This is a genomic window from Tenacibaculum larymnensis, assembly GCF_028829235.1.
Taxonomy (GTDB): Bacteria; Bacteroidota; Bacteroidia; order Flavobacteriales; family Flavobacteriaceae; genus Polaribacter; species Polaribacter larymnensis.
The window spans coordinates 285,790-304,547 of record NZ_JAIWJY010000003.1; the positions used below are offsets into that span (position 1 = coordinate 285,790).

The 18,758-nt window shown below is 38.0% G+C and carries 26 protein-coding genes; 1 reads left to right on the top strand and 25 read right to left on the bottom strand.

Annotation, left to right across the window (positions count from 1 at the left end; genetic code table 11):
• Positions 1-36 precede the first annotated feature (36 nt).
• The 24 genes from LCI24_RS06240 to LCI24_RS06355 all read right to left on the bottom strand — a co-directional run bounded on the left by LCI24_RS06240 (position 37) and on the right by LCI24_RS06355 (position 16,415).
• Positions 37-1,866, bottom strand: a complete 1,830-nt coding sequence (locus LCI24_RS06240) for an ArdC family protein (RefSeq protein ID WP_274639603.1) — start codon at positions 1,864-1,866, stop codon at positions 37-39.
• A 134-nt stretch (positions 1,867-2,000) separates the two neighbouring features.
• The gene (locus LCI24_RS06245; RefSeq protein WP_121145973.1) at positions 2,001-2,438 is read right to left on the bottom strand and encodes a hypothetical protein; all 438 of its coding nucleotides are present in this window, start codon (positions 2,436-2,438) and stop codon (positions 2,001-2,003) included.
• Positions 2,439-2,522: 84 nt separating this feature from the next.
• A complete protein-coding gene (locus tag LCI24_RS06250) occupies positions 2,523-3,086 on the bottom strand; it encodes a glycoside hydrolase family 108 protein (protein ID WP_167712659.1) in 564 nt (187 codons plus the stop codon).
• Positions 3,087-3,110: 24 nt separating this feature from the next.
• Positions 3,111-3,593, bottom strand: a complete 483-nt coding sequence (locus LCI24_RS06255; RefSeq protein WP_274639604.1) for a hypothetical protein — start codon at positions 3,591-3,593, stop codon at positions 3,111-3,113.
• An 8-nt stretch (positions 3,594-3,601) separates the two neighbouring features.
• On the bottom strand, positions 3,602-4,096 hold the full coding sequence (locus LCI24_RS06260; protein ID WP_274639605.1) for a hypothetical protein: 495 nt from the start codon (positions 4,094-4,096) through the stop codon (positions 3,602-3,604).
• Positions 4,080-4,427, bottom strand: a complete 348-nt coding sequence (locus LCI24_RS06265; RefSeq protein ID WP_274639606.1) for a hypothetical protein — start codon at positions 4,425-4,427, stop codon at positions 4,080-4,082. The genes LCI24_RS06260 and LCI24_RS06265 overlap by 17 nt, the downstream gene beginning before the upstream one ends.
• Positions 4,427-4,879, bottom strand: a complete 453-nt coding sequence (locus tag LCI24_RS06270) for a carboxypeptidase-like regulatory domain-containing protein (protein WP_274639607.1) — start codon at positions 4,877-4,879, stop codon at positions 4,427-4,429. The genes LCI24_RS06265 and LCI24_RS06270 overlap by 1 nt, the downstream gene beginning before the upstream one ends.
• Before the next feature lie 49 nt (positions 4,880-4,928).
• Complete coding sequence (locus LCI24_RS06275) at positions 4,929-5,507, bottom strand: hypothetical protein (RefSeq protein ID WP_274639608.1); 579 nt, start codon at positions 5,505-5,507, stop codon at positions 4,929-4,931.
• A 34-nt stretch (positions 5,508-5,541) separates the two neighbouring features.
• The gene (locus LCI24_RS06280; RefSeq protein WP_274635355.1) at positions 5,542-5,697 is read right to left on the bottom strand and encodes a hypothetical protein; all 156 of its coding nucleotides are present in this window, start codon (positions 5,695-5,697) and stop codon (positions 5,542-5,544) included.
• A complete protein-coding gene (locus LCI24_RS06285) occupies positions 5,681-6,499 on the bottom strand; it encodes a hypothetical protein (RefSeq protein ID WP_274639609.1) in 819 nt (272 codons plus the stop codon). Before LCI24_RS06285 ends, LCI24_RS06280 begins: the two co-directional genes overlap by 17 nt.
• Complete coding sequence (locus tag LCI24_RS06290) at positions 6,492-6,791, bottom strand: hypothetical protein (protein WP_274639610.1); 300 nt, start codon at positions 6,789-6,791, stop codon at positions 6,492-6,494. Before LCI24_RS06290 ends, LCI24_RS06285 begins: the two co-directional genes overlap by 8 nt.
• Before the next feature lie 2 nt (positions 6,792-6,793).
• The gene (locus tag LCI24_RS06295) at positions 6,794-7,222 is read right to left on the bottom strand and encodes a hypothetical protein (RefSeq protein WP_274639611.1); all 429 of its coding nucleotides are present in this window, start codon (positions 7,220-7,222) and stop codon (positions 6,794-6,796) included.
• A gap of 63 nt (positions 7,223-7,285) precedes the next feature.
• Positions 7,286-7,873 (bottom strand): hypothetical protein, encoded by a 588-nt coding sequence (locus LCI24_RS06300; RefSeq protein ID WP_125066256.1) that lies wholly within the window; start codon positions 7,871-7,873, stop codon positions 7,286-7,288.
• Positions 7,874-7,898: 25 nt separating this feature from the next.
• Positions 7,899-8,324, bottom strand: coding sequence for a hypothetical protein (locus LCI24_RS06305; protein ID WP_274639612.1), 426 nt, complete (start codon positions 8,322-8,324; stop codon positions 7,899-7,901).
• A gap of 3 nt (positions 8,325-8,327) precedes the next feature.
• Positions 8,328-8,747: a hypothetical protein gene (locus tag LCI24_RS06310; RefSeq protein ID WP_167712648.1), complete on the bottom strand. Its 420-nt coding sequence runs from the start codon at positions 8,745-8,747 to the stop codon at positions 8,328-8,330.
• An 11-nt stretch (positions 8,748-8,758) separates the two neighbouring features.
• Positions 8,759-9,469, bottom strand: a complete 711-nt coding sequence (locus LCI24_RS06315; protein WP_274639613.1) for a hypothetical protein — start codon at positions 9,467-9,469, stop codon at positions 8,759-8,761.
• A gap of 6 nt (positions 9,470-9,475) precedes the next feature.
• The gene (locus LCI24_RS06320) at positions 9,476-11,023 is read right to left on the bottom strand and encodes a hypothetical protein (protein ID WP_274639614.1); all 1,548 of its coding nucleotides are present in this window, start codon (positions 11,021-11,023) and stop codon (positions 9,476-9,478) included.
• A gap of 146 nt (positions 11,024-11,169) precedes the next feature.
• Complete coding sequence (locus LCI24_RS06325) at positions 11,170-12,438, bottom strand: chloride channel protein (protein ID WP_274639615.1); 1,269 nt, start codon at positions 12,436-12,438, stop codon at positions 11,170-11,172.
• A 307-nt stretch (positions 12,439-12,745) separates the two neighbouring features.
• Positions 12,746-12,934, bottom strand: coding sequence for a hypothetical protein (locus LCI24_RS06330; RefSeq protein WP_121146007.1), 189 nt, complete (start codon positions 12,932-12,934; stop codon positions 12,746-12,748).
• 17 nt (positions 12,935-12,951) lie between these two features.
• Complete coding sequence (locus LCI24_RS06335; protein ID WP_274639616.1) at positions 12,952-13,569, bottom strand: hypothetical protein; 618 nt, start codon at positions 13,567-13,569, stop codon at positions 12,952-12,954.
• On the bottom strand, positions 13,541-13,687 hold the full coding sequence (locus LCI24_RS06340) for a hypothetical protein (RefSeq protein ID WP_274639617.1): 147 nt from the start codon (positions 13,685-13,687) through the stop codon (positions 13,541-13,543). Before LCI24_RS06340 ends, LCI24_RS06335 begins: the two co-directional genes overlap by 29 nt.
• A gap of 140 nt (positions 13,688-13,827) precedes the next feature.
• Positions 13,828-14,136, bottom strand: coding sequence for a hypothetical protein (locus tag LCI24_RS06345; RefSeq protein WP_274639618.1), 309 nt, complete (start codon positions 14,134-14,136; stop codon positions 13,828-13,830).
• Between the two features lie 3 nt (positions 14,137-14,139).
• Positions 14,140-15,978: a hypothetical protein gene (locus LCI24_RS06350; RefSeq protein ID WP_274639619.1), complete on the bottom strand. Its 1,839-nt coding sequence runs from the start codon at positions 15,976-15,978 to the stop codon at positions 14,140-14,142.
• 209 nt (positions 15,979-16,187) lie between these two features.
• Positions 16,188-16,415: a helix-turn-helix domain-containing protein gene (locus LCI24_RS06355; RefSeq protein ID WP_099214612.1), complete on the bottom strand. Its 228-nt coding sequence runs from the start codon at positions 16,413-16,415 to the stop codon at positions 16,188-16,190.
• Between the two features lie 163 nt (positions 16,416-16,578).
• Here LCI24_RS06355 and LCI24_RS06360 point away from each other — a divergent pair, with 163 nt between their 5' ends.
• The gene (locus LCI24_RS06360; RefSeq protein ID WP_121146958.1) at positions 16,579-17,292 is read left to right on the top strand and encodes a hypothetical protein; all 714 of its coding nucleotides are present in this window, start codon (positions 16,579-16,581) and stop codon (positions 17,290-17,292) included.
• A 2-nt stretch (positions 17,293-17,294) separates the two neighbouring features.
• Here the strand turns inward: LCI24_RS06360 and LCI24_RS06365 are convergent, their stop codons facing one another.
• Positions 17,295-18,605 (bottom strand): tyrosine-type recombinase/integrase, encoded by a 1,311-nt coding sequence (locus LCI24_RS06365; protein WP_274639620.1) that lies wholly within the window; start codon positions 18,603-18,605, stop codon positions 17,295-17,297.
• Positions 18,606-18,758 lie beyond the last annotated feature (153 nt).

The following is an 18,758-nucleotide window of genomic DNA, read 5'->3' on the forward strand; positions in this document are numbered from 1 at the left end:
CGCAAAACGATTGTAAATCATCTTGCGGGATATATCCTAAAACTCCACCTCTTTCGGCATCACATTTTCTGTAACCACTTCTTCAGACATAATCGAGTCGAGTTTCCCTGAATAAATATTATACTTCAACTCATCGAGTGGTTTATCTTGGTAACGGTTTTTATCCGTGTAAATAAAGTTAGTCTTGTAATGATTTGTTTTCTCAGTAAAGAAAATACAATCTCCATCAAAGCCACTTTTAGAACCACCACGCATTTTACCGTCTGCCGTTTGTTGAAAGATGATAAAAAACAATTTTCCGTCATACTTCTTTCGTAAATCTTTGTCAATTTCAAATTTGCTATCCAGTTCCTTTAACTTAGCAAAACTATCTATCACAATCACATCGTTTTCTCTAATCAGTTTGTCCAATTGGTCTAGGTTTTCAATATCAGGGTTGGACAAATTACGTTCTGCCACCTCGTTAAAATACATATCGGCTTTGTCCCAATACAACGCACTTTCAGGGTGTTCTTCCATAGAGGCATGACCGACCTTGTATTTTTGGGCTAGTACATTGATAAACTTAAAGGCAAAGTGTGTTTTACTTGAACCCCGTTTCCCTGCTAGGGTAATCACCAAACTTTCTTTGGTTTTTATCTCTAACTTTCCTAAAAAGCTTGACAGTACGGCATCCTCAATTTGATAATACTCAAAGGTTCTATGTCGTAATTGCTTTCGTTTGTAAGCTACCGAGTTTGTATTGAGATTCCCTGGTATATTGTTTTTGGGTTGAGGCTTTGATGCTCTTTTGACGGGTCTGTTTAAAGCAGGTGTTTTCGTTGGTTTTGGACTTGCTTTTTGACTGTTTTTTACCAGTGCTTTGTAAAACTTGGGTTCTTTGTTGGTGTCCACTTGTAAGAGGTAATCCACTGCTTTTTGTGCCTCACTAGCTGCACGCATTAAAAGCTTTGTATCTTCTTGCATAAATTGCAACGCCAATTGCCAGTTTTTAAGGTAGTCCGCATGGTTTGCCTGTGTCTTCCATAAAATCCCTGCTTGTGCGGATAAAAACACCGCCCCAAACTCTGCTATGAGTTCTTCTTTAGCATACACCACATCGCCAAAGCGTTTTCCAAAAGGACGATTCAATCGGCTTGGGTGTCCTGTGCTGTGTATCATTTCGTGGAATAGCGTACTGTAGTAATCAACACTCTGATAAAAAGCTTCGTACTTGGGCATTTTTACCTTGTCTTGTGCTACATTGTAACTCGCTCCTTTAAATCCGTGTACTATCTTCGCACTGTCTTTCGGAAAGTGCTGGATGATAAGTTCTGCTATCGGGTTCTTTTCATCCGTATTATGAGGGGTACTTGGTGCAACAAAACCTAAACGTGCTTTTTCCAAAGCGGTTAGTTTATTCAATCCAAAATCAATGCCCTCAATATCTGCTCCGTTGAAAACCGTATAGTATTTTAAGATAGGTATGGTCTGTACGAGAAAATCAAAATGACTCGTATCATAGCCTTTCGATTGTAAAAAGTCTTGCATTTTTTGTTTGTTATAGGTGGCGTGTTCGAGTCCTTTTTGAGCATCTGAAAATTTATACAGGCGGGTAAAGTAGATTACCTCCAATCCTTTAGCGCCTTTTTTGAGTTTCCCTTTTGCTTCTTGTATTTGCTTAAAGGTTAAGAAATAAGGGTTTTGATACGCTCCAAAAGGATTGCCTTTTTTTAGCAGTATGATATTGATGCCTCTATAGGCTTTTTTAGAGGCAAAGCTTACAGGTGATAGATACCCGGCTTTTTCTAAAAAGGTATCATCCCAACCCAATTTTGGCGTTCCTTTAGCGCTCTTGATAGCACCGATAAGCTTGTCCGTAATCATCTGATAGATTTGGTCGGGACGTACAGGTGCATTCAGTCCTGTGGTGTTGGTATCTTCTTCCTGAATGAAGTCTAAACCTGCTAAAAATTCTAAGGGGATATTTTCAGCAGGTTGTTGGGTTTTAGTGACAGGCGCTACAGCACTTTTTTTTTTGAGGTAGCTTTTACAATTCTACCTCCTTTTGCATATTTATAGCCTTTTTTCAAACGTCCACTAGCGGTCAATCCCTCTTTTCTTTTTGGGGCTGCTAATCCTTTTCGAGTAGGTTTGGGTACTTTGGCGCTTGCTTTGACTACTCGTCCTTTGATAAAACGCCATCCTTTGCGCAAACGCCCGCAACTGGTTAAGGCTTCTTTGTATGCTCCTGTATGTCTTGGTGCATTCAGTCCTGTGGCATATCGTTTGACTGAAATGTTAAACGTCGTGTATTTAGGGTGGTCGTTTAAGATTTTTGAGACTCTATAAATAACCTCCGTATTGTTTTCTTTTTTTGCCTGTGTTACTAATCTTTCTAAGGTACTTCGGCTGACTTCCTTGCCGTCTAAGGCTTGAAATTTTTGTATGGTATTCATCTTATTTTTTCTTTTTCTTTTTAGCTTTTGTATATATCACATAGCTGATAAGGGCTATGCCTGCAATACTTCCTAGTAGCGGGGCTACCTTTTTTTTTTGAGGTCAACACCAAACTTATGAGCTAGTGCAAACACTCTCCCTGTCCAACTCGTGGCAAAGTATTGGTAGTCTTTTAAGCGTTTGTAATAGGCGAGACGTTCTTTTCCTATACGCTCAAAAAGCTGTTTGGCATCTACCGAGTTAATGGCTTTGACAGTGTTAGATCCTATGACATAATCTACCTGTAGGTTTTTGCCAAAGTATCGGTTTAAAGAGCGTTGTACGATACCTGCGGTTACTCTTGGATTGGCGTTTATCGCATGGTCGACTATCATTTCTGCCACTGCTTGACTACGGATGCTATCGGCTCGCATTTTGTCCCAAAACTCATTTTTAAAAAGGATATGGGCTTCTACTTTGGTAAGGCTTTTCATATCGCTGATACTCGGAGGTCTGCCTAGTATCTTTTCATAGAATTTAGCGGAGATTCCGTGATTGGTTCCGACTCGTTCTTTTTTTGAGTTGTAGTTTCCTTTGTCGTTTTTTAGGTTTTGATACCCGCCCTCTGCTTGTTCTAAAGAGGGTTTGAATAGTTCATAGCTTGCCATTTTCTTTTTTCTTTTTCTTCTTTTTTAAAATTGTACGGTTCGTGTGTTTCCTAAACTGGCTACGTCCAGTTCAAAACGCAACGCCTTTATAAAGTCCTGTTGCTTTTTTTGAAGCTCCTCAAAAACCAATTGTCCTACGGTGAGTACTGGCAGGTTAATGTGCGTGGGTGGTAACTGGTACATACCACCACTAGGAATACTAATTTTGTGAGTATTTAGCTTGGTAAAAGCGAGTTGTTTCCCTGTCTTCTTTTCATAGATTCGTAGCTCTTTTGCACTTATAAAGCCTGTATTGATGTTCAAATGTTCCTTTGTTGGGTTTCGTAATTGTATGTCTAGTTCTAAAGCGATGTGTTGCCATGAGAGCTGCACATTTCTAATTCCTGAAACACGAAACTGTAATTGTTCTATAATACGGGTCAGTTGGGCTTTCTTTTGGTTGATAAAAGCGGTTAGAGTTATTAAGCCTATACCTGCTCCAACGACCCATAGCTTTCTTGTGTTCATTCTTAGTTTTAGGTTGTTTTAACGATTCCATAGACCATGCCTGCAAGGGCTAAGAGCAGTACCCAAACCCACAAGGGCAATCGGTGTGCTGTTGTTTGCTTTTTTACCTCTTGTTTATGCTCTTTGTGTTGGCTCGTTGATGTACTATCCCGCTGTTTGGTTACAACCTCCTTGGTAGCGCCTATGGTACTGCGTATCTCAAATCCTTGGGCTTGGGTATCGTAGCGAACGCTATAGTTATTTGTACCGCTTTGTTTGCTACTGGCAAAGTGTTGTAATTTTTGATTTACGAGGCTGTCTAGTAAAGTATCTCCAGTGGCAACTTTTATAAATATTTTGTCTTGAATAGCGCTATTGATAGTGATGCTCTGTACGCTGTCCTTTTGTATATAAACACTATCCACTTGGGTTTCTAAAATCTGGGTCTTACTGTGTTTGGTTGTTCCACACCCTGTAATCAGTAGTAGTAAAACAACACTGAGTATTTTAAATGTCTTTTCCATATTTTGTGATGTATTTGTCGAGTTCTTTTTGTTGCTTGGCTACAATACTGTGTAGCTTTGTGTTCATGTGTTCCAATTGTTCGATATACTGATGTAGTGAACCGATACGAGCCATAAAATCACTTTTAATGCTTTCTATCATTTCTGCATTGATGTCAAAGGCTCGTTTGTAATTCTCTAGCTTTTGTAAATCGGCTTTGTAACGTCTTTCTAAGGCTAGGTTCTTGGCTTCTTGGTGGCGTATCTTCCGCATTTTAAAGCCTGCGAAAAAGGAAAAAATCAGCCCTAAAATGCCTGTGATTTTTTCCCAGTGCATGAGTATAAACTCCATTAGGTCGTCGTTTTATTCTTTTTCTTATCCTTGGTAATCGCATACATAAACAGTAAGCCTAACAGTCCCATACTGGCATAGATATAATTGTTATCTTCTTTCTTATTAGCGGTTATCACTACTTCTGATAGTAGTTCCGAGCTTTCCTGCAACGTGATGGTGGCAGGTAGTTTTGAGGCTACTATTTGTAGGGTATCATAGCCCACAAAGGAAATGTGTATCACATCGGTAGGACTGGCATACAATTGAAATGCTCCGTTTGCATCAGGTGTCGTTCCTTTTTTGGTTTGGGTATTGTACACATTGACAAGCCCTGCTTCAAAGGGTTTTCCTGTGCTTCCGTTGATAATGATTCCGCTGATTAATTGTTGTGCTGTTGTATTCATCGTACATCCGCAATTTTTTTTGGTGTCAAATTCTTCTTGGGCTTGTTGGGTGTCGGGACATGCCAACCCGTAAATTGGTAAACTTGCTTCCATTGTTCTTTTTCATTTTTTTTGTTTAAAAGGGCATGTCTGCGCTTTGTACTCGTTGTTTGATTTGGTGGTATAATTGCCTGTCCCACGTCTCTGAAATCTCTGCTTTAAGCCAGTAGATTAAATCGTAATCGTCCGCAAGCTTTTTATCGAGCCATACCGTTGGGGTTTTGCCTCCCATGCGTTTTCTTCTGCCAAAGATTTTATACACGAGTCTAAAGTCATCGCCTGTTTGTAGTTTGTCAAAGACTTGTTTTACTTTGGCTTCATCGGTAGCAGGAAGTCCAAAAGCGGTATCGTTAAAAGCATCTAGTAAGGACTTGGCTAAAATCTTCGCTTGTTCTTTATTGATGCTTAGCTTTCCTGTATTGATGTGCAGGTCTGCTTCGATATGGTCGTTTGCTACGTCTTGAAAGACTTCGGTTACCGCATCGGCTGATTGTTTGAGTCTTTTGTATAGGAAATATGCTACGACACTTCCGCCTGCTACTATCAGTAGCGGTTTGTTGGCTAGTAAAAAGGCACTGGCTTCATTGGCTTTGCTTACCGCTTTTTTAGCGTTGTTTCGGGTGGCAATTTTCGATACACTTGTTTTCTTTTTCATCGCTTTTTTTTCTCCTGTATCTTGTTGTTGCTTTCTACTTCAAAAAGCTCTTGACCGCTCCGTATTTTATCGGGCATGCAAAGTAGCTTTGTGCTTCTTTATGACTGGATAGCTCTGCTAGGCGTATCAATACTTTTTCTGGTAATTTTTCTAATTGGGCAATGGCTTCTTTTTTAGTTTGTATCTTCATGGTGTTCTTGTTGTTGTTCGATAATCTGTGCTACTTGTGTGATTAAATCTTCTTGCCAGTTGTCAAGCAAATAGTTAAAAAACATCACTTGTTCGTCGGTGGCAGTGGGAAGCTTTTGTACAAAGGCTTTTTGTATGGGCGAAACATTCGGGCTTGCTAACTGGCTCGGGTGTCCTACGGCATTGCCTCCTGAAGCTTCTAAGATTTTAGGAAGCATCCCGCCCAAGGTTTCCATCGTCTTTTCAAAGGCGGGCGTTTCTAAAAAGCTTTTCTTCTTCAGTAGTTCTCGCTCGACTCTGAGTTCTTCTCGTTCTTTTGCTGTCTCCAACTTAATAGTAAGTGAGCTATTGGTTTCTTCTAATACTCGATTGCGAGAGCGCAGGTCTTTGACGGTTTCTTTTAGCTCTTGTACTTGTTCTTTATAGTCTGCCGAACGTTCTGCTTGTACCATCTTTGCCATCAGCTCTGGCGCTCCTAAAAAGGCAGTGGTAGGGTTGGTAGCATTCATATCTTGGGTTAATTTTTCTGTGAGTGTTTGTAGCGTGTGATAGGTAGTCTTCCCATCCTTGGTATAGGTTTTTTGTAGGGTAAAGACCACCGCTCCGCTAAATCCTTTTTCGGGTAAGGCTTGTAAAAATTGGGCTATCGAACCGTATTTGCTTTCAATATCTTCTAAGGTAAAGGCGTACTTCTGTGCCGAAGTAGACTTGACAAGTTTTATGCCGTTACTCGATACCTTGATGACATGATTGCTTCCTCCTTGTAGGTGGTTTTCTACTATGTTCGATAATTGATTATTCACAATATAAATACCTTACTATGGCTTTTTTAAAGGGTGTTGTTTGTACGGCTGTGAGTGCTGGGTATTCTGAAAACTCAAAGCGTATCAAGCCGTCTACAATTGGATAATTGGTGTCTATGATAAAAGGGGCTTGGGCAGTGATTCGCTGTCCTGAACCGTCTTTGATAAGCAAAGGAACGCTTAGCTCGTGTGGGTGTATTTCAAGCTTTATAACGCCTTTACAATCGTTCTTCTCGGAAAAGTTTATCTCAAAATCATCGGTAAACTGTTCGCTGTGGTATATGGTTTTCATCCTTAACATGGGTTAGGGGATTCTATCTCAAAGATGAACTCGCCACAAATGGGTCTGTTTCCTAGGGTTTCCCAACTGATAGTCACTCGTTCGTTTTTGCTTTCAAAGTCAAGTTCTTTAAAGCCCTCGTTATAACCTCCGCTTTTGTGTTCATAGTCTTTGATGTCCGTGGTCTCAGTCAGCAAATGCCCTCTACTGTCTTTCAGGGTAATGTCTGTTTGAGAAATCCCAAAAGGAACTAAGCGTCTTGCCATGGTTTCTCCTGTGGGCATACCTGCGTCCATAGGGGGCATATAGGAGATAAAATACACTCCGATTACTTTTCCTGTGGGAATGGTATCGCTGACTTCATTTTGTAAGAGTTCTTCAGGGGGAAGATTGGTCTTTAAAAGGTCTTTGTTGATTTTTATGCGTTTGTATATCTTTTTCATCTTTGGTGCTTGTAGTAACACTTTGCGCTTGTCTTAGCGCAAAGTGTGGTTATAAAAATGAGCTTAACGTTTTTGATAGGTGGCAAATCCTGATAAGCGTGCAGAAGCGAACAGGGCTTTTCCGTCTTCTAACGTGATTTTTGCTCCTTCTGGGTATTGGATTTCGATTTCGGTAATGGTGTCGTCTTCCAACAGGGCAAATGAGCCTAATTTGAAATAGTGGTTACCGCTTTCGGTAGCACCTAAAATGTCACAAATCGGTAGTTCAATCAGGATTTCGTTTTTTTGCTTGACTACAACCATTGATTGCATTAAGGTGTTTGGAACTTTGGCAATGCTATAGGCAATGTCTTGCTCTGGTTTGCTGGCATCGTCAATGGCGCATTTAAACGTGATGCCATTGGCTACAAACACACGTCCTTTGACTAGGGAGTTTCCGTCAAAATTGGTCACACCTCTTTTGGCTACTGACGAACCTGTTAACAGGGACACCGTACCGCCTACATCTACTTTTTTGTTGGCGTATAAAAAGCTTGGCATGGGCTTCATCGCACTGATGTTCCACTTTTCGTTTTCTTTGCGTTTGGAGTTCTTGTATTTTAAATACTCGGTTACTCGTAAATAAGGTTCTTCGTTTCTTAAAAAATTCATCTTTTTCTTTTCTCTTTTTTGTTTTTTAACTATTAAAATCTTCTACGGTTTCGTAGGAAATGTCTTCGGAAATTCCATCGTAGTTGGGACTGGCGTAACTTGATAAAAAGTCGGTGCTATCTAGTGCAAAGGGTTCGTTCCAATTGTCATAAGGAGATCCTAAAGCGGAATGTAATAGCGGGTTGTTTTGCAACTTTTCATCCAACAGTTCTTTGACGAGTTCGCCTGTTTGGGTGACGGCGGTTCCCATTGCCATGTCTTGTGCAATGGCTTTGCCTGTGGTTTTCCTGTCTAAATAGGCTGCGCCTAGGACACCTGCCAAGGCTAACATGCCTTTTTTGAGCTTGGTGTTTTGCATCGGTAGCTTTTTAGCGGTTACACGTGAAAGCATTGCGCCTGCACTCATACTTAGCAAACTGACTACCGAATTTTCTATTGATTCTTTTCTCATTGTTTATTTTTTTTGTGTCATCACGTACATGCCTCCTAACAATACGAGTATGCCTGCTCCAACTCCTACATACAACAGCGTGTTGTCTTTTTTAGGGGCTTGTTGCGTTTGTAATTGTAGCTGCATCATTTTTACCAAGTTGTCTACCGAGGTTTGCTGTGCTTGTGCTTGTTGTTCTAACTTGGCTATTAGCATCGGAGCAATGTCCTTGGTTTCTCCATTGGCTTGTTGTACATAGACTGGTTTTCCGTTTCGGGCTTGTTCTATTTGCGACCATGTTCCGCCAACGGTATTGATTATCCCCATCAGGTTCGCTCCGTCCCAAAACCCATGAAGTCCGTTTGCTTGTGGTTTAGAAAGTGCTTGACTTTCTAAGGCTTCTTCTTGTTCGGCAAGCAATAGGTGTGTTTGTAACAAATTCATCGTTCTTAGTTTTATACACTTACGGACTTCACCGTTTTGTGGGTTGGACTTCTTTTATTGAGATAGACGACTGCGCCTAACAGTGCGATACCTCCTAGTATCAATGGTGCGTTTTCTTTGGCGATTCCTGCAATGCGTTTCTTGTTGGCGTTACTAACCTCGGCGGGTGTCGCATTAGCTGCTTGGGCTTTTTCATGGTCTCTTTCGGCTTTGTACTTCGCAATTTTTTGTTTGACTTGGACAATGCTTTGTTTAATGGCATTGAGCTTTTGTTGGTTTGTTTTAATGACTGCATTGGCTTCTTTGATACCTTGGGTCTGTTGACGTTCCAAGGTTTGAAAAGCGCCTTTGATATGTCCTAGGGACTTTTCTGCATTGCGCAAACTTTCTTCGGCTTTTTTTCTTTTGGATACTGCGCCGTTACACCAAGCGCCTAAGCCTAACGCATCGGCGATGCCTTCTTCTTGGGCTAATTGTTGTTGTTCGGCTTTTATGGCTTGTTCTAAGCGCCGTACTTCTTTTTTGAGGCTTTCCCATTCGGCGGCTTGTCGTCCGTTTTGGAGTGCCTTGTACTTGTTGTCCCATTCGGCTTTTTGCGCCCACACGCCTTTGGCTTGGTTGTTCAATCGACTGGCAATTCCATTGGAGGGACAAAAGCCGTCGAACCAACCATACAGCCCATACGGAACATGCGTGCCTATGGTGTCAAATTCTTCATTCATAACTTTTTATTTTTTTTGTAAAAACAATACGAGCAAGGCGGAGGCTGCTGCGCCAATACCTACTTGGATTTTTAATCGTTTGCGCTTTTTGGCTTGCTTATCTTCTGCCACATTTTTTTTAAAGCGTTCTTGATAGTCTCGTAGGGCTAATTCATTAGCGGTACGTGTGTTTTGAGCTTCTTCTTTTAGGTATTGGGTGTAGTTTGCATCGTATCGCAACCATACTTTGTAGAGTTCTCGTTGTAAGGGTTGTTCGAAATAATACAGCATTTCTCCGCCTAAATGTGCTTTGGCTCGTAAGGCTTTTACTTTGTCTAACAGTGGGGTTATTTCTTTTTCATAGCTTTTTTCCCGTCCGTCGTTATAGGTTTTTTGTAAATGGGCTAGGTTGTTTACTAACCATTGTGCTGCATTGGCTTCAAATGGAAATATCGGGTCTAGTCCATAGGTGGATATTTCTTTTCGTACCACAATAAAGCGGTAGTCAGCTACGATGGGGTTGGTCTCGTTTTCCACCACAAAATAGAGCGTTCTACTGTTCACATTGGCTGACTTGGTAAATTCTTCTACTTTGAAATAGGGAGCGTGCTTTTTAAATTCTTCGAAAAAATTATCGATAAATGTTTTTAATTTTTCCGCAAAGGCTAACGCATGGGCTAGGGTTTCTCCGTCGCAATGTTCGTAAGAACTATAGGCGGTTTCGTTGCGTAAATGGGCGATACCTAAATCTACTTCTTTGAATATTTCGTTGAACAGGTGTTGTGTCCTTGCACGGTTTCTAAAAGTGATGGCTTCGCCTAATTGGGTAATTTTTTGTTGTAGCTTGTCTCGTAAATCACGTCTGATTTTAAGTTCTACTACTGAGGCATCGTAATACGAACCACTACAGGAGTTCATTTCTTGTATGAATTCACTCACGGCATAGTTCACTAATTTTCCAACGCCTTTTACCAGTTCTCCTCCAATTGCTCCTGATAAGCCTTGGGTTTTGGGTGTCATTAGTACATCGTCAGATTGGTGTATGTCCTGTTCTTTGAATGTTTGTAAGGTGCCGTCTATGGTATAGTACCCGTCGTTTAGGTCAAATGTGTGTTGGTTTTTGGGAACTATCACATATACATGACTGTAGCCCTCGCCCTCTTGTTGTATAACACGTCGCAAGTAGTGTGTAACCCCACAATTTAATAGCACACTGCTTGCGAAAATGCTATAACTTTTGCAATCCAACCCCTGTGAGCGAGTCGCCCAAGCACAGGCAGGGCTACGTAATAATTGGTCGTAAGTATCTATCTTGTATTGTAGATGCTGATACAAAAACCTGTGTAGCTCCTTGCATAATTTTTGTAAGGGGTGGTTTGCAAATTTTTCTTGGGATAGCTTTTGGGTGTGGTGTTGGTATTTATATACCCACAATGCCATACTTTCAATTGCTACCTTGGTGTCTCCGTTGGCAATTTTTACACTACTACAGTCGCTATGTGGAAGTAACTTATCGTATGTACTTCCTTTTTGGATGGGTCTGTATAAGATGGTATTAATTGCCTCGGGATTCACTTCTTTTTCTTTTGCTGAGTCAAAAGTACTTGAAGTGTTTTGTGGGGGTTCAGGGTTTGAAAGGCTTCGCTAAGTTATGCTATAATTAGCTAACTTTTGGGAGGATTTGGTAAGATTGGGGAGGGTTTAATACATGAAATAGCTTTTTATTCTTCCTCCATTTGCGAACCTATAAAAGGCATTTTTGGGGCTAAAAAATAACCTGTTAAGCTTGCAAAGAGAATTGGAACAAAGTGTCCGAATCCTGTTAGGGTAGCCAATAAAATTGTGGTACTCATTGGTGTTCTCGTTACACAAGCATTAATAGCTGCCATACAGCTAACTATTGCTAGTGTCAAATTCATTGTCGGAAATAATTGATGAATAATTAGCCCTAGTGTTGCTCCTACAAAAAACAAGGGAATAATAAATCCTCCTCTCCAACCTGATGTTACAGTTATTGAAATGGCTATAATTTTAAAAATTAAAATCGCTAGTAATAAAGTCAAAGAAAAATTGCCTGAAAGGAGTTCATTAATCTCATGATGTCCAAAATATCGTGTTATAGGAAAGTAAAATGCTATAACCCCAAGTAAAAGCCCTCCTATTAGAGTCCTGACATAAATGGGTAGCGGTCTTTTTTCAAATATAGATTTGAAAAATTTGACACAAAAAATAAATCCCCATCCAAATGTAGTACCAACTATAGCAAATAAAACAGCGTAACCAAAATCAAAAAGCCCCGAATATTCATAAGCTGATAAATCCCATATTGGACCAAGTCCCAAATGAATGATTAAAGCAAAGACCAAATAACTGAAACAGCTTGCTACAAACGCAGGCATAATTGCTTTATAATATTCAACAGCGTGTTTATGATGCAGTATTTCTAATGAGAATAAACTTCCTCCCAATGGAGCACCAAACAGTGCTGTAAAACCCGATGCCATACCCGCAATACTTAATGACCTTAACTCTTCTCCTTTTAATCGAAATAATTTTCCTATCCAAGTTCCTGTTGAGCCTGTTACTTGTACTAAAGGTGCTTCTGGTCCAAGACTACCTCCAGATGCAACACATAATAAAGAGGAAAGTATCATTGAGGGGTTGTTTTTGGGGTCAAGTTTTCCTTTATTAAATCTAATGTTATTCACAATTAAGTGTATTTCTCCTGGGTCTCCTATAAAGTGAATTACCAATCCTGCTAAAAACCCACAAATTGCCATTAAAGGAATAACCTGCCAACCACTAAAAAAAGCTAAGCTATGAGTCAAAAACTCAAGCCCAATCCAATAAATACCTGCAATCACTCCGCCTATTAACCCAAGAAGAGACCATAATAAAAATGATCGACTAAAAACAAAAGGATTAAATCGAATAGGTTGGTCTAAAATATTTAGATACGTAACTAGTTTTCGTCGTTGTTTTAATTTCACCGTGCCTTATTTATTTTGCGCGGTAAAGTTATATGATATAAACTAACTCTTATAACAATTCTCTTAAAATAGTTTAAACTTTGTCTTCTTATAGCTTTTTCAGGAAAACAAAAAGAGCATTCAATATATGAATACTCCTTTTTTTTGTACAGTGATTTGTCCCCATATTTGTCTGTACATTTTTATTAATGATTAGTAACGTTGAGTTGATAAATGTTATTGCCTTCAACTTATAACATTGTAAAAAATTCTCAAAAACTGATTGCAACATACTTAATCGTTTTTAAATTAATTTTCTTTACTTTTTCTATACTAAATCATATACTTCTAAAAATCGTCGTACCTCACTTGGACGTAGTTTCTTTTTGTGTTTGGCTACCTCAAAAGGTAAATGGCGTATCTCTGCGATAATCTCATTAATCGTTACTCGCATTTCTCTCTCTGGTAGGTAATAGTATTTTTCAAATAGTTTCTTTTTACTGTAAATAGCGGTCATTGTTCGTGTGTTTACTGCTAATAGGCTTTCTCATAGATATACCCTGTAATGATATTATTGCCATCGTACACATATACCTTTTTGGGTTCGTGTACGTAACTGGTGCTTCCTGACATTAGAATGTAATTGATAAGGGTTTGATTGTCTAGCTTGTAGTAGTAACGCAGGGTTACTCGAATGATGAATGTTTCAAACTGACAAAAAAATTCTTCTTCGCTTATTCTACCGTCTTCATGGTATCTTTTTCCTCCGATATTGTCTTGATGTTCTTTAACAAAACTTAGCAACTTTTCGTAAGTGTTGGCTTGTAAGTAAGCGACATACATCGGGTCTTGTTCTTTGGTTTTGGGTGGAGCTTCTGTTGTTCCTCCTTGTAATACTAATTCGTTTTCTAACATACTTTTTAAACTCTGTGCATTTCCATAAAATCTCGTATCGTTTACATTGGTTACGTTTCTTGCCAGTATGGTAATGCCTTGTTGTTCGTCTTTGTAATTGGTATTGTGGGTTATTAGTATTGCTTCGTTAGGATATCTTGGGTGTTTGTGAATAGTTATTGTGGGTAAGATGTGTTCTATCACTCCTGATGTTCCTGTGATAACTATATTACCATTTGCTGATTGTTGTATTTTCATGTTCTTTTTTTAATTGCACTTCTCTTGTTGCGTTTCCTTGCGCTTTATTGCGTTTTTCTTGCGTCTTCCAATACTGCTTTTCTTCTTGGAGTTCACACCATTTTTGATAACTGTTCATTGCTTATTTTTTATCTAATTCTGATCTCCCAACGATAGACTGATTTACTGGCGAGCTTAATGGGTATTTCGGGGTTTCAGAGTTTCAGTCTCATACTACAAACCCTTTTTCTGTGTTGGTTGATACATTGTTGTTCTTTTTTATGCGGTTACTATTGTCGTGATATGTTGTTTGGTCTGATTGTCAAAAAACATAAGCTTATTGGTAGCGTTTGCATATTTTGACTTTTGAAATCGTTTGTACATGCTATTGATTAAGGTGTTGATGGTTTTACTATTTTTACTCAAATGGTTATACCAAACTGGGTTTGCATAGGTGGTATGGCTTGTTTTATACTTTAAATGACTATTCCCATTTTTTAAGAGGATAACCATTTTTAGCTTGCTACATTTTGGACAAGTGATTTTGTGTCCTGTTCCGCAATGGCATCGGTTTTCTTTTTTGCTCATTTTTTAGATTCTGTTTTGATTGTTATAGTGTATCATAGAGGGCAATGCTGACAGATAGCTATGTGGTAGGTTGGTTTGTACATAGGTATATAGCTGTTTTGCCGTATAATTGCCTTTTTCATATTTCTTGATGGCTGTTGTAATTTTCTTTTGATAGGTCGCTTTGCGTTTTCTTGCGTTTTGTTGCGTTTGTTGTTGCGCTTTTTCTATTGCCTTTTTTTCCTGATACTTTACATGGGTTTTCCATACTTTATGCAAGCCGAAAAAGCCTATTTCATGGGTTTGGGTACGTGTTTTATCAAAATACAACGAGGGATACAATGCGGTTACTTGTGATTTGATAAACCACTTGCGAGCAAATTCTAGTTTCCAACGGTATTCTTTGAGCTTTTGAATCAGGATTGTCTTTTGAGTGATGTTTGTAAACAGTTCGTTGTTTAGATAATTGATGGCTTTTTTCCATTCACCTACATATACATTGTGCTGTTTCCAAAGTTTTGCAGAAGTTTTGATACAATCCTGTAGTAAAATTGCCTTAAATTCTTCAGTCGTTACATTGGCGTAGAGTTCTATTTTTTGCAAATAGTCATAACGCAATCCTTTGTAATTATCATACACACCGCCTGCCAATTGTTGCGCTAGTTCTCTATCGTCTTGCAATCGAGCTAAAAAGTTATGCGTAAGCGGGCTGTTTGTGCCTTGGCTTGGTTTTTCTTGTTTTAAAAAATCAGGCAACAGGGCTTTGACTGCTTCGGAGGTTTGGCGCGGGCGAGTGGTTGTTTTCTTACTTATCACTGTGGTGTTCTTGTAGAAGCCGTCCGCAGGACATGTAAATTCTTCCTTTTGAAATCCTGTGTTATGTACACAGTCTTTTATTTCTTTTTCTTTTAATAAAAAGGTTCTAGTAGTATCATTATTATCTGGTAATTCTTTCCAGTTCTCCTGTTTAAAAAATTGGTTTTCAATTCTTTTGGGTTTTGGTGGATTTCCGTCTAAAATTGTTAGGATTTCAGGGTGAAAATTAACGGTTATAGGTTTGTATTGGTTGGTATATGTATAGTTGATTAAGATGTTGGCTTCTCTGAGGCGTTTGATGTGGTTTTGCGCTGTTTTTTTGCAAATAGCAAGTCTTGGTATCTCTGCGATGGTATGTGTAGCTAATTTGCGATGGTCTATCGTTAGCTTTGGTAAGGCTTTTTTTAATACACTGGTCGGACGATTCATTTCTAAGAGATATGAATTGCGTTGTTTTAATTGGGCGATGTAAAAGCCTACCAAGACATTAAATAAAAGCTCCGTGGTGTACTTGATAGTTGGTTTGCGCTTTTTTGCGATATAGTTTGCGTTTTTTTGCGCATTGAATTTGACTACAGCCTTGTTGTAGGTACTTGTAAATTCACTACGGTGTTTCTTTGTAAAGGCTGCCACTTGCTGGGCTAATGTTGGAGTGTTAGGAGTTATGACCGTTTTATTATACTCAGCTATGGCTTTGTTATACTCTATAGCTTGCTGATTGTAGCTATGTACATATTGACGGTAGTTATCCATCGTGCTTTTCATTGCGCTTCTATCTAAAAAGGGATAGTTGATATAGTTGTAGTGTTTGCTTGTTGCTTTTTCATGCTCTTTTCCCTTTTTTAAAAGCAAATAACCATGTTGGGTATTAAATTCCTCTACGGCTTTGTTGTATTGCGCATTGTTTAGCTTATTGCGCTGCGCATTGTCTTTAAATAGCTTGATAGCTAGTTGGGTTATCGCATCCAACGTTGTGTTTTGTAAATACTCATGTACTTTTTGATTGTACAATCCTATCGCTGTGAGCGATGTATTATTTTTTTTCATATCTTCGAGGTTCTTAAAAGGTTCTGCGTCCTTGCAGAATTTTTTTCTTTTTCATAGCAATTTTTTAAACGGTTAGTGACAGCTAACCGTTTTTTGCTTTAAAAAAGTAACCCACAACCTGAATGTTGTGAGCTACTTACAATAAGTGCTTACTTATCGCTGTGGTGTCTTTGCGCTTTTTGCGTTTTTTTGCGCTTTCTTTTTCATGGTTATTGTTCAAAGCTCTCTACGATCTTTTCTAAGAATTGAATTTTAGGGATATGGTATTTACCGTCTTGAAAGATTGCTTGAATGGTGTTTTTATGGATGCGGTTTTTAACCGTGTTAGGATGTACCTTTAAATACTTTGCGCAACCATCTACAGTAAGCATGGTATCATTGGCATTAAAAATGGTTAAGGCTTTAAGGTTTACTTTTAATAAGTCTGCTTGGGTCATATTCAATTTTTTAAGTTTTTGTGCTATTTTTTATTTTTTGCTCACAAACACCAATAATCTATCGTTAATTGTTATATTTGTGGACAATTACGACGCAAAAATAAAATCAATTGTCAACTTTTAGAATAAATTGTGGACAAAATAATTTAAAGAAATTGATAAGATGTTGAAAACCAGTTCGGAAATTTTACAAGAGTTATTAGACCATTTAGGTATCAAAGCAAACCGCTTATCAGTAGAGATTGGAGACAATAGTAATTCTCGTATCTACTATGTAAGAAATGGAAGAAGTAAGATAAGCCCAAAACTTGCCAAAGCGATTACTAATAGATATAAAGAGATTAACTATATGTATTTGCTTACAGGAGAGGGAGAGCTTGTCAATAAGGATATTATGGTGAATACCAATGGGAATGTTTTTGTAGAAAAACCTGATGGTAGTTTTAATGTAACTACACGATTGATTCCTTTTGATGCCTATTCTTCTTTTTTAGAAACGCTAGATGATGCAAATGTGATTTATGAATGGGAGGAAGTGACTTTTAATGTAGAAAAGTACGGTCGTGGTAATTACGAAGCGTTTAGAACTAAAAACGATAGTATGAACGGGGGAGGAATTAATGATACCCCTAACAGAGCTTTGGTATTGGGTAGAGAACTTGGAAGACATCATTGGATGGATGGGTTCAATCCTACTTTATACGGATGGATTATTCTTTCTAAGCACAATGTTTTTCACAAGGATATTATCGGACTGGATAAAGAAAAAGGGACGATTATTTGCCATAGTAGAAATAAAAGTCCCGAGTATTCAGATTTTGAGTTAGACCTTAATGAGGTGTATCAAATTTTTAAAGTGATTAAAAGAACGTTTTAAACTTAATCAACTCTTTTTTGGCTGTAATATTCATTCCAGTGATTGAGTAGTTTTTCTGCATGTTCTGTAGGAGTAACTTTAATGTATGATAAAAAACTTTTTTCAGAAGAGTGTCCAGTAATTTTCATGATAGAAAGAGAAGGGAAGTTCATCTTGTATAAGTTGGTTGCAAAAGACCTACGACAAGTGTGGGAACTAACCAATTTATATTTAGGGTACATGTCTACTTTTTTACGATAGATGTCTGTCTTTTCATCTTTAACCATGAGTGAACCTTTTACCTTATCGGTAAATCCTACTTCTAAGCAAACCTCTTTAATATATTCATTGAATTTTACATCAGTAATCATTCTAGGCATACCTCTTTTTTTAATGACTTCTTTGATTTGATGGTGTAGGGGAATAACGACTTTAACCCCTGACGAATTTTTTGTCTTTTTAGGCTGTACAGTGATAAACTTATCATCCGTATTAATTTGAGGTAAGTTAAGAAAGTCAGAGACTCTTAACCCTGTCCAAAGACCAATAATAGCCATGTCTCTACAATTTTGCAAACGTTCATTTTTTGAAAAATCGTGATTGAAAAGTGTATCGATTTCGTTTTCGCTAAGTGCTATAGATACACTTTCTTCTTTGATAACAGAAAACTCACTTCGTTCATAATCCTTATGAACATCATAGCTAAATTCTACATCAGCTACCTTAAGCAATTTCTTAATGTTTTTTATTAAATCTCCTGTATAGTTAACCGAGTATTTTTTGTTATCCGTAAGGTAGTGTACTAGCGCATCATAAACAACAATATCAAACTTGTTTATTTTGATTTTTGAACGCCTGTAAGTTTCAAACTCTTTTAATCGATTGTTTGTTTTTTTATAGTGCTTTATCTTGTCTGTTGTATAATTTCGTTTTGTAGAACGATTGATAAGATTAGGCGCTTTGATAAGAAAATCATCGATAAAATCAGTAAGGTATTCAAATCCTTTTTTTTCTGCTGCAACCTTTTTCTTGAAATGTTTGTCAAACTCTGTTTTTAAAAACTTTCGAGTTAAGGGGGTATTATTGATTTTACAGTTATCAATCAATCGTTCCAAAAAGGTATCATAGCGCATAATATTGGAAGTTATTTTTTTTAACTTCGCTCCACCGATTCCTTTTTTGGATTTTGGTAGTCTGTTTTCAAAATCCCAATTCTCAGGATTAATTTTTTCGCCAGTTGAATATTTGAAAATAGCCTTTTCGCTCTTTACATAGAATTGAATAATTATCAGTGTCTCTTTTTCTGACTTAGGTTCTTTTAAATAGAAATACATTTTTTGTTTTTTTACTTACCCCAAAGATACAATAGTGGTAAATATCGTGGTAAGAAAAAATGTATTTTTTAGTTTTTTTAATGAACATTTATAAACAGTTATATTCGTTAATACAGCTTTGTTGTTGAGGTTTTTAAAAAATAGAGATAATGA

Coding starts and splice junctions, on each gene's coding strand:
- LCI24_RS06240 (WP_274639603.1), bottom strand. CDS start 1,866: ATGATTACGGACAAGCTTATCGGTGCTATCAAGAGCGCTAAAGGAACG.
- LCI24_RS06245 (WP_121145973.1), bottom strand. CDS start 2,438: ATGAATACCATACAAAAATTTCAAGCCTTAGACGGCAAGGAAGTCAGC.
- LCI24_RS06250 (WP_167712659.1), bottom strand. CDS start 3,086: ATGGCAAGCTATGAACTATTCAAACCCTCTTTAGAACAAGCAGAGGGC.
- LCI24_RS06255 (WP_274639604.1), bottom strand. CDS start 3,593: ATGAACACAAGAAAGCTATGGGTCGTTGGAGCAGGTATAGGCTTAATA.
- LCI24_RS06260 (WP_274639605.1), bottom strand. CDS start 4,096: ATGGAAAAGACATTTAAAATACTCAGTGTTGTTTTACTACTACTGATT.
- LCI24_RS06265 (WP_274639606.1), bottom strand. CDS start 4,427: ATGGAGTTTATACTCATGCACTGGGAAAAAATCACAGGCATTTTAGGG.
- LCI24_RS06275 (WP_274639608.1), bottom strand. CDS start 5,507: ATGAAAAAGAAAACAAGTGTATCGAAAATTGCCACCCGAAACAACGCT.
- LCI24_RS06280 (WP_274635355.1), bottom strand. CDS start 5,697: ATGAAGATACAAACTAAAAAAGAAGCCATTGCCCAATTAGAAAAATTA.
- LCI24_RS06290 (WP_274639610.1), bottom strand. CDS start 6,791: ATGAAAACCATATACCACAGCGAACAGTTTACCGATGATTTTGAGATA.
- LCI24_RS06295 (WP_274639611.1), bottom strand. CDS start 7,222: ATGAAAAAGATATACAAACGCATAAAAATCAACAAAGACCTTTTAAAG.
- LCI24_RS06300 (WP_125066256.1), bottom strand. CDS start 7,873: ATGAATTTTTTAAGAAACGAAGAACCTTATTTACGAGTAACCGAGTAT.
- LCI24_RS06305 (WP_274639612.1), bottom strand. CDS start 8,324: ATGAGAAAAGAATCAATAGAAAATTCGGTAGTCAGTTTGCTAAGTATG.
- LCI24_RS06310 (WP_167712648.1), bottom strand. CDS start 8,747: ATGAATTTGTTACAAACACACCTATTGCTTGCCGAACAAGAAGAAGCC.
- LCI24_RS06315 (WP_274639613.1), bottom strand. CDS start 9,469: ATGAATGAAGAATTTGACACCATAGGCACGCATGTTCCGTATGGGCTG.
- LCI24_RS06330 (WP_121146007.1), bottom strand. CDS start 12,934: ATGACCGCTATTTACAGTAAAAAGAAACTATTTGAAAAATACTATTAC.
- LCI24_RS06335 (WP_274639616.1), bottom strand. CDS start 13,569: ATGAAAATACAACAATCAGCAAATGGTAATATAGTTATCACAGGAACA.
- LCI24_RS06340 (WP_274639617.1), bottom strand. CDS start 13,687: ATGAACAGTTATCAAAAATGGTGTGAACTCCAAGAAGAAAAGCAGTAT.
- LCI24_RS06345 (WP_274639618.1), bottom strand. CDS start 14,136: ATGAGCAAAAAAGAAAACCGATGCCATTGCGGAACAGGACACAAAATC.
- LCI24_RS06350 (WP_274639619.1), bottom strand. CDS start 15,978: ATGAAAAAAAATAATACATCGCTCACAGCGATAGGATTGTACAATCAA.
- LCI24_RS06355 (WP_099214612.1), bottom strand. CDS start 16,415: ATGACCCAAGCAGACTTATTAAAAGTAAACCTTAAAGCCTTAACCATT.
- LCI24_RS06360 (WP_121146958.1), top strand. CDS start 16,579: ATGTTGAAAACCAGTTCGGAAATTTTACAAGAGTTATTAGACCATTTA.
- LCI24_RS06365 (WP_274639620.1), bottom strand. CDS start 18,605: ATGTATTTCTATTTAAAAGAACCTAAGTCAGAAAAAGAGACACTGATA.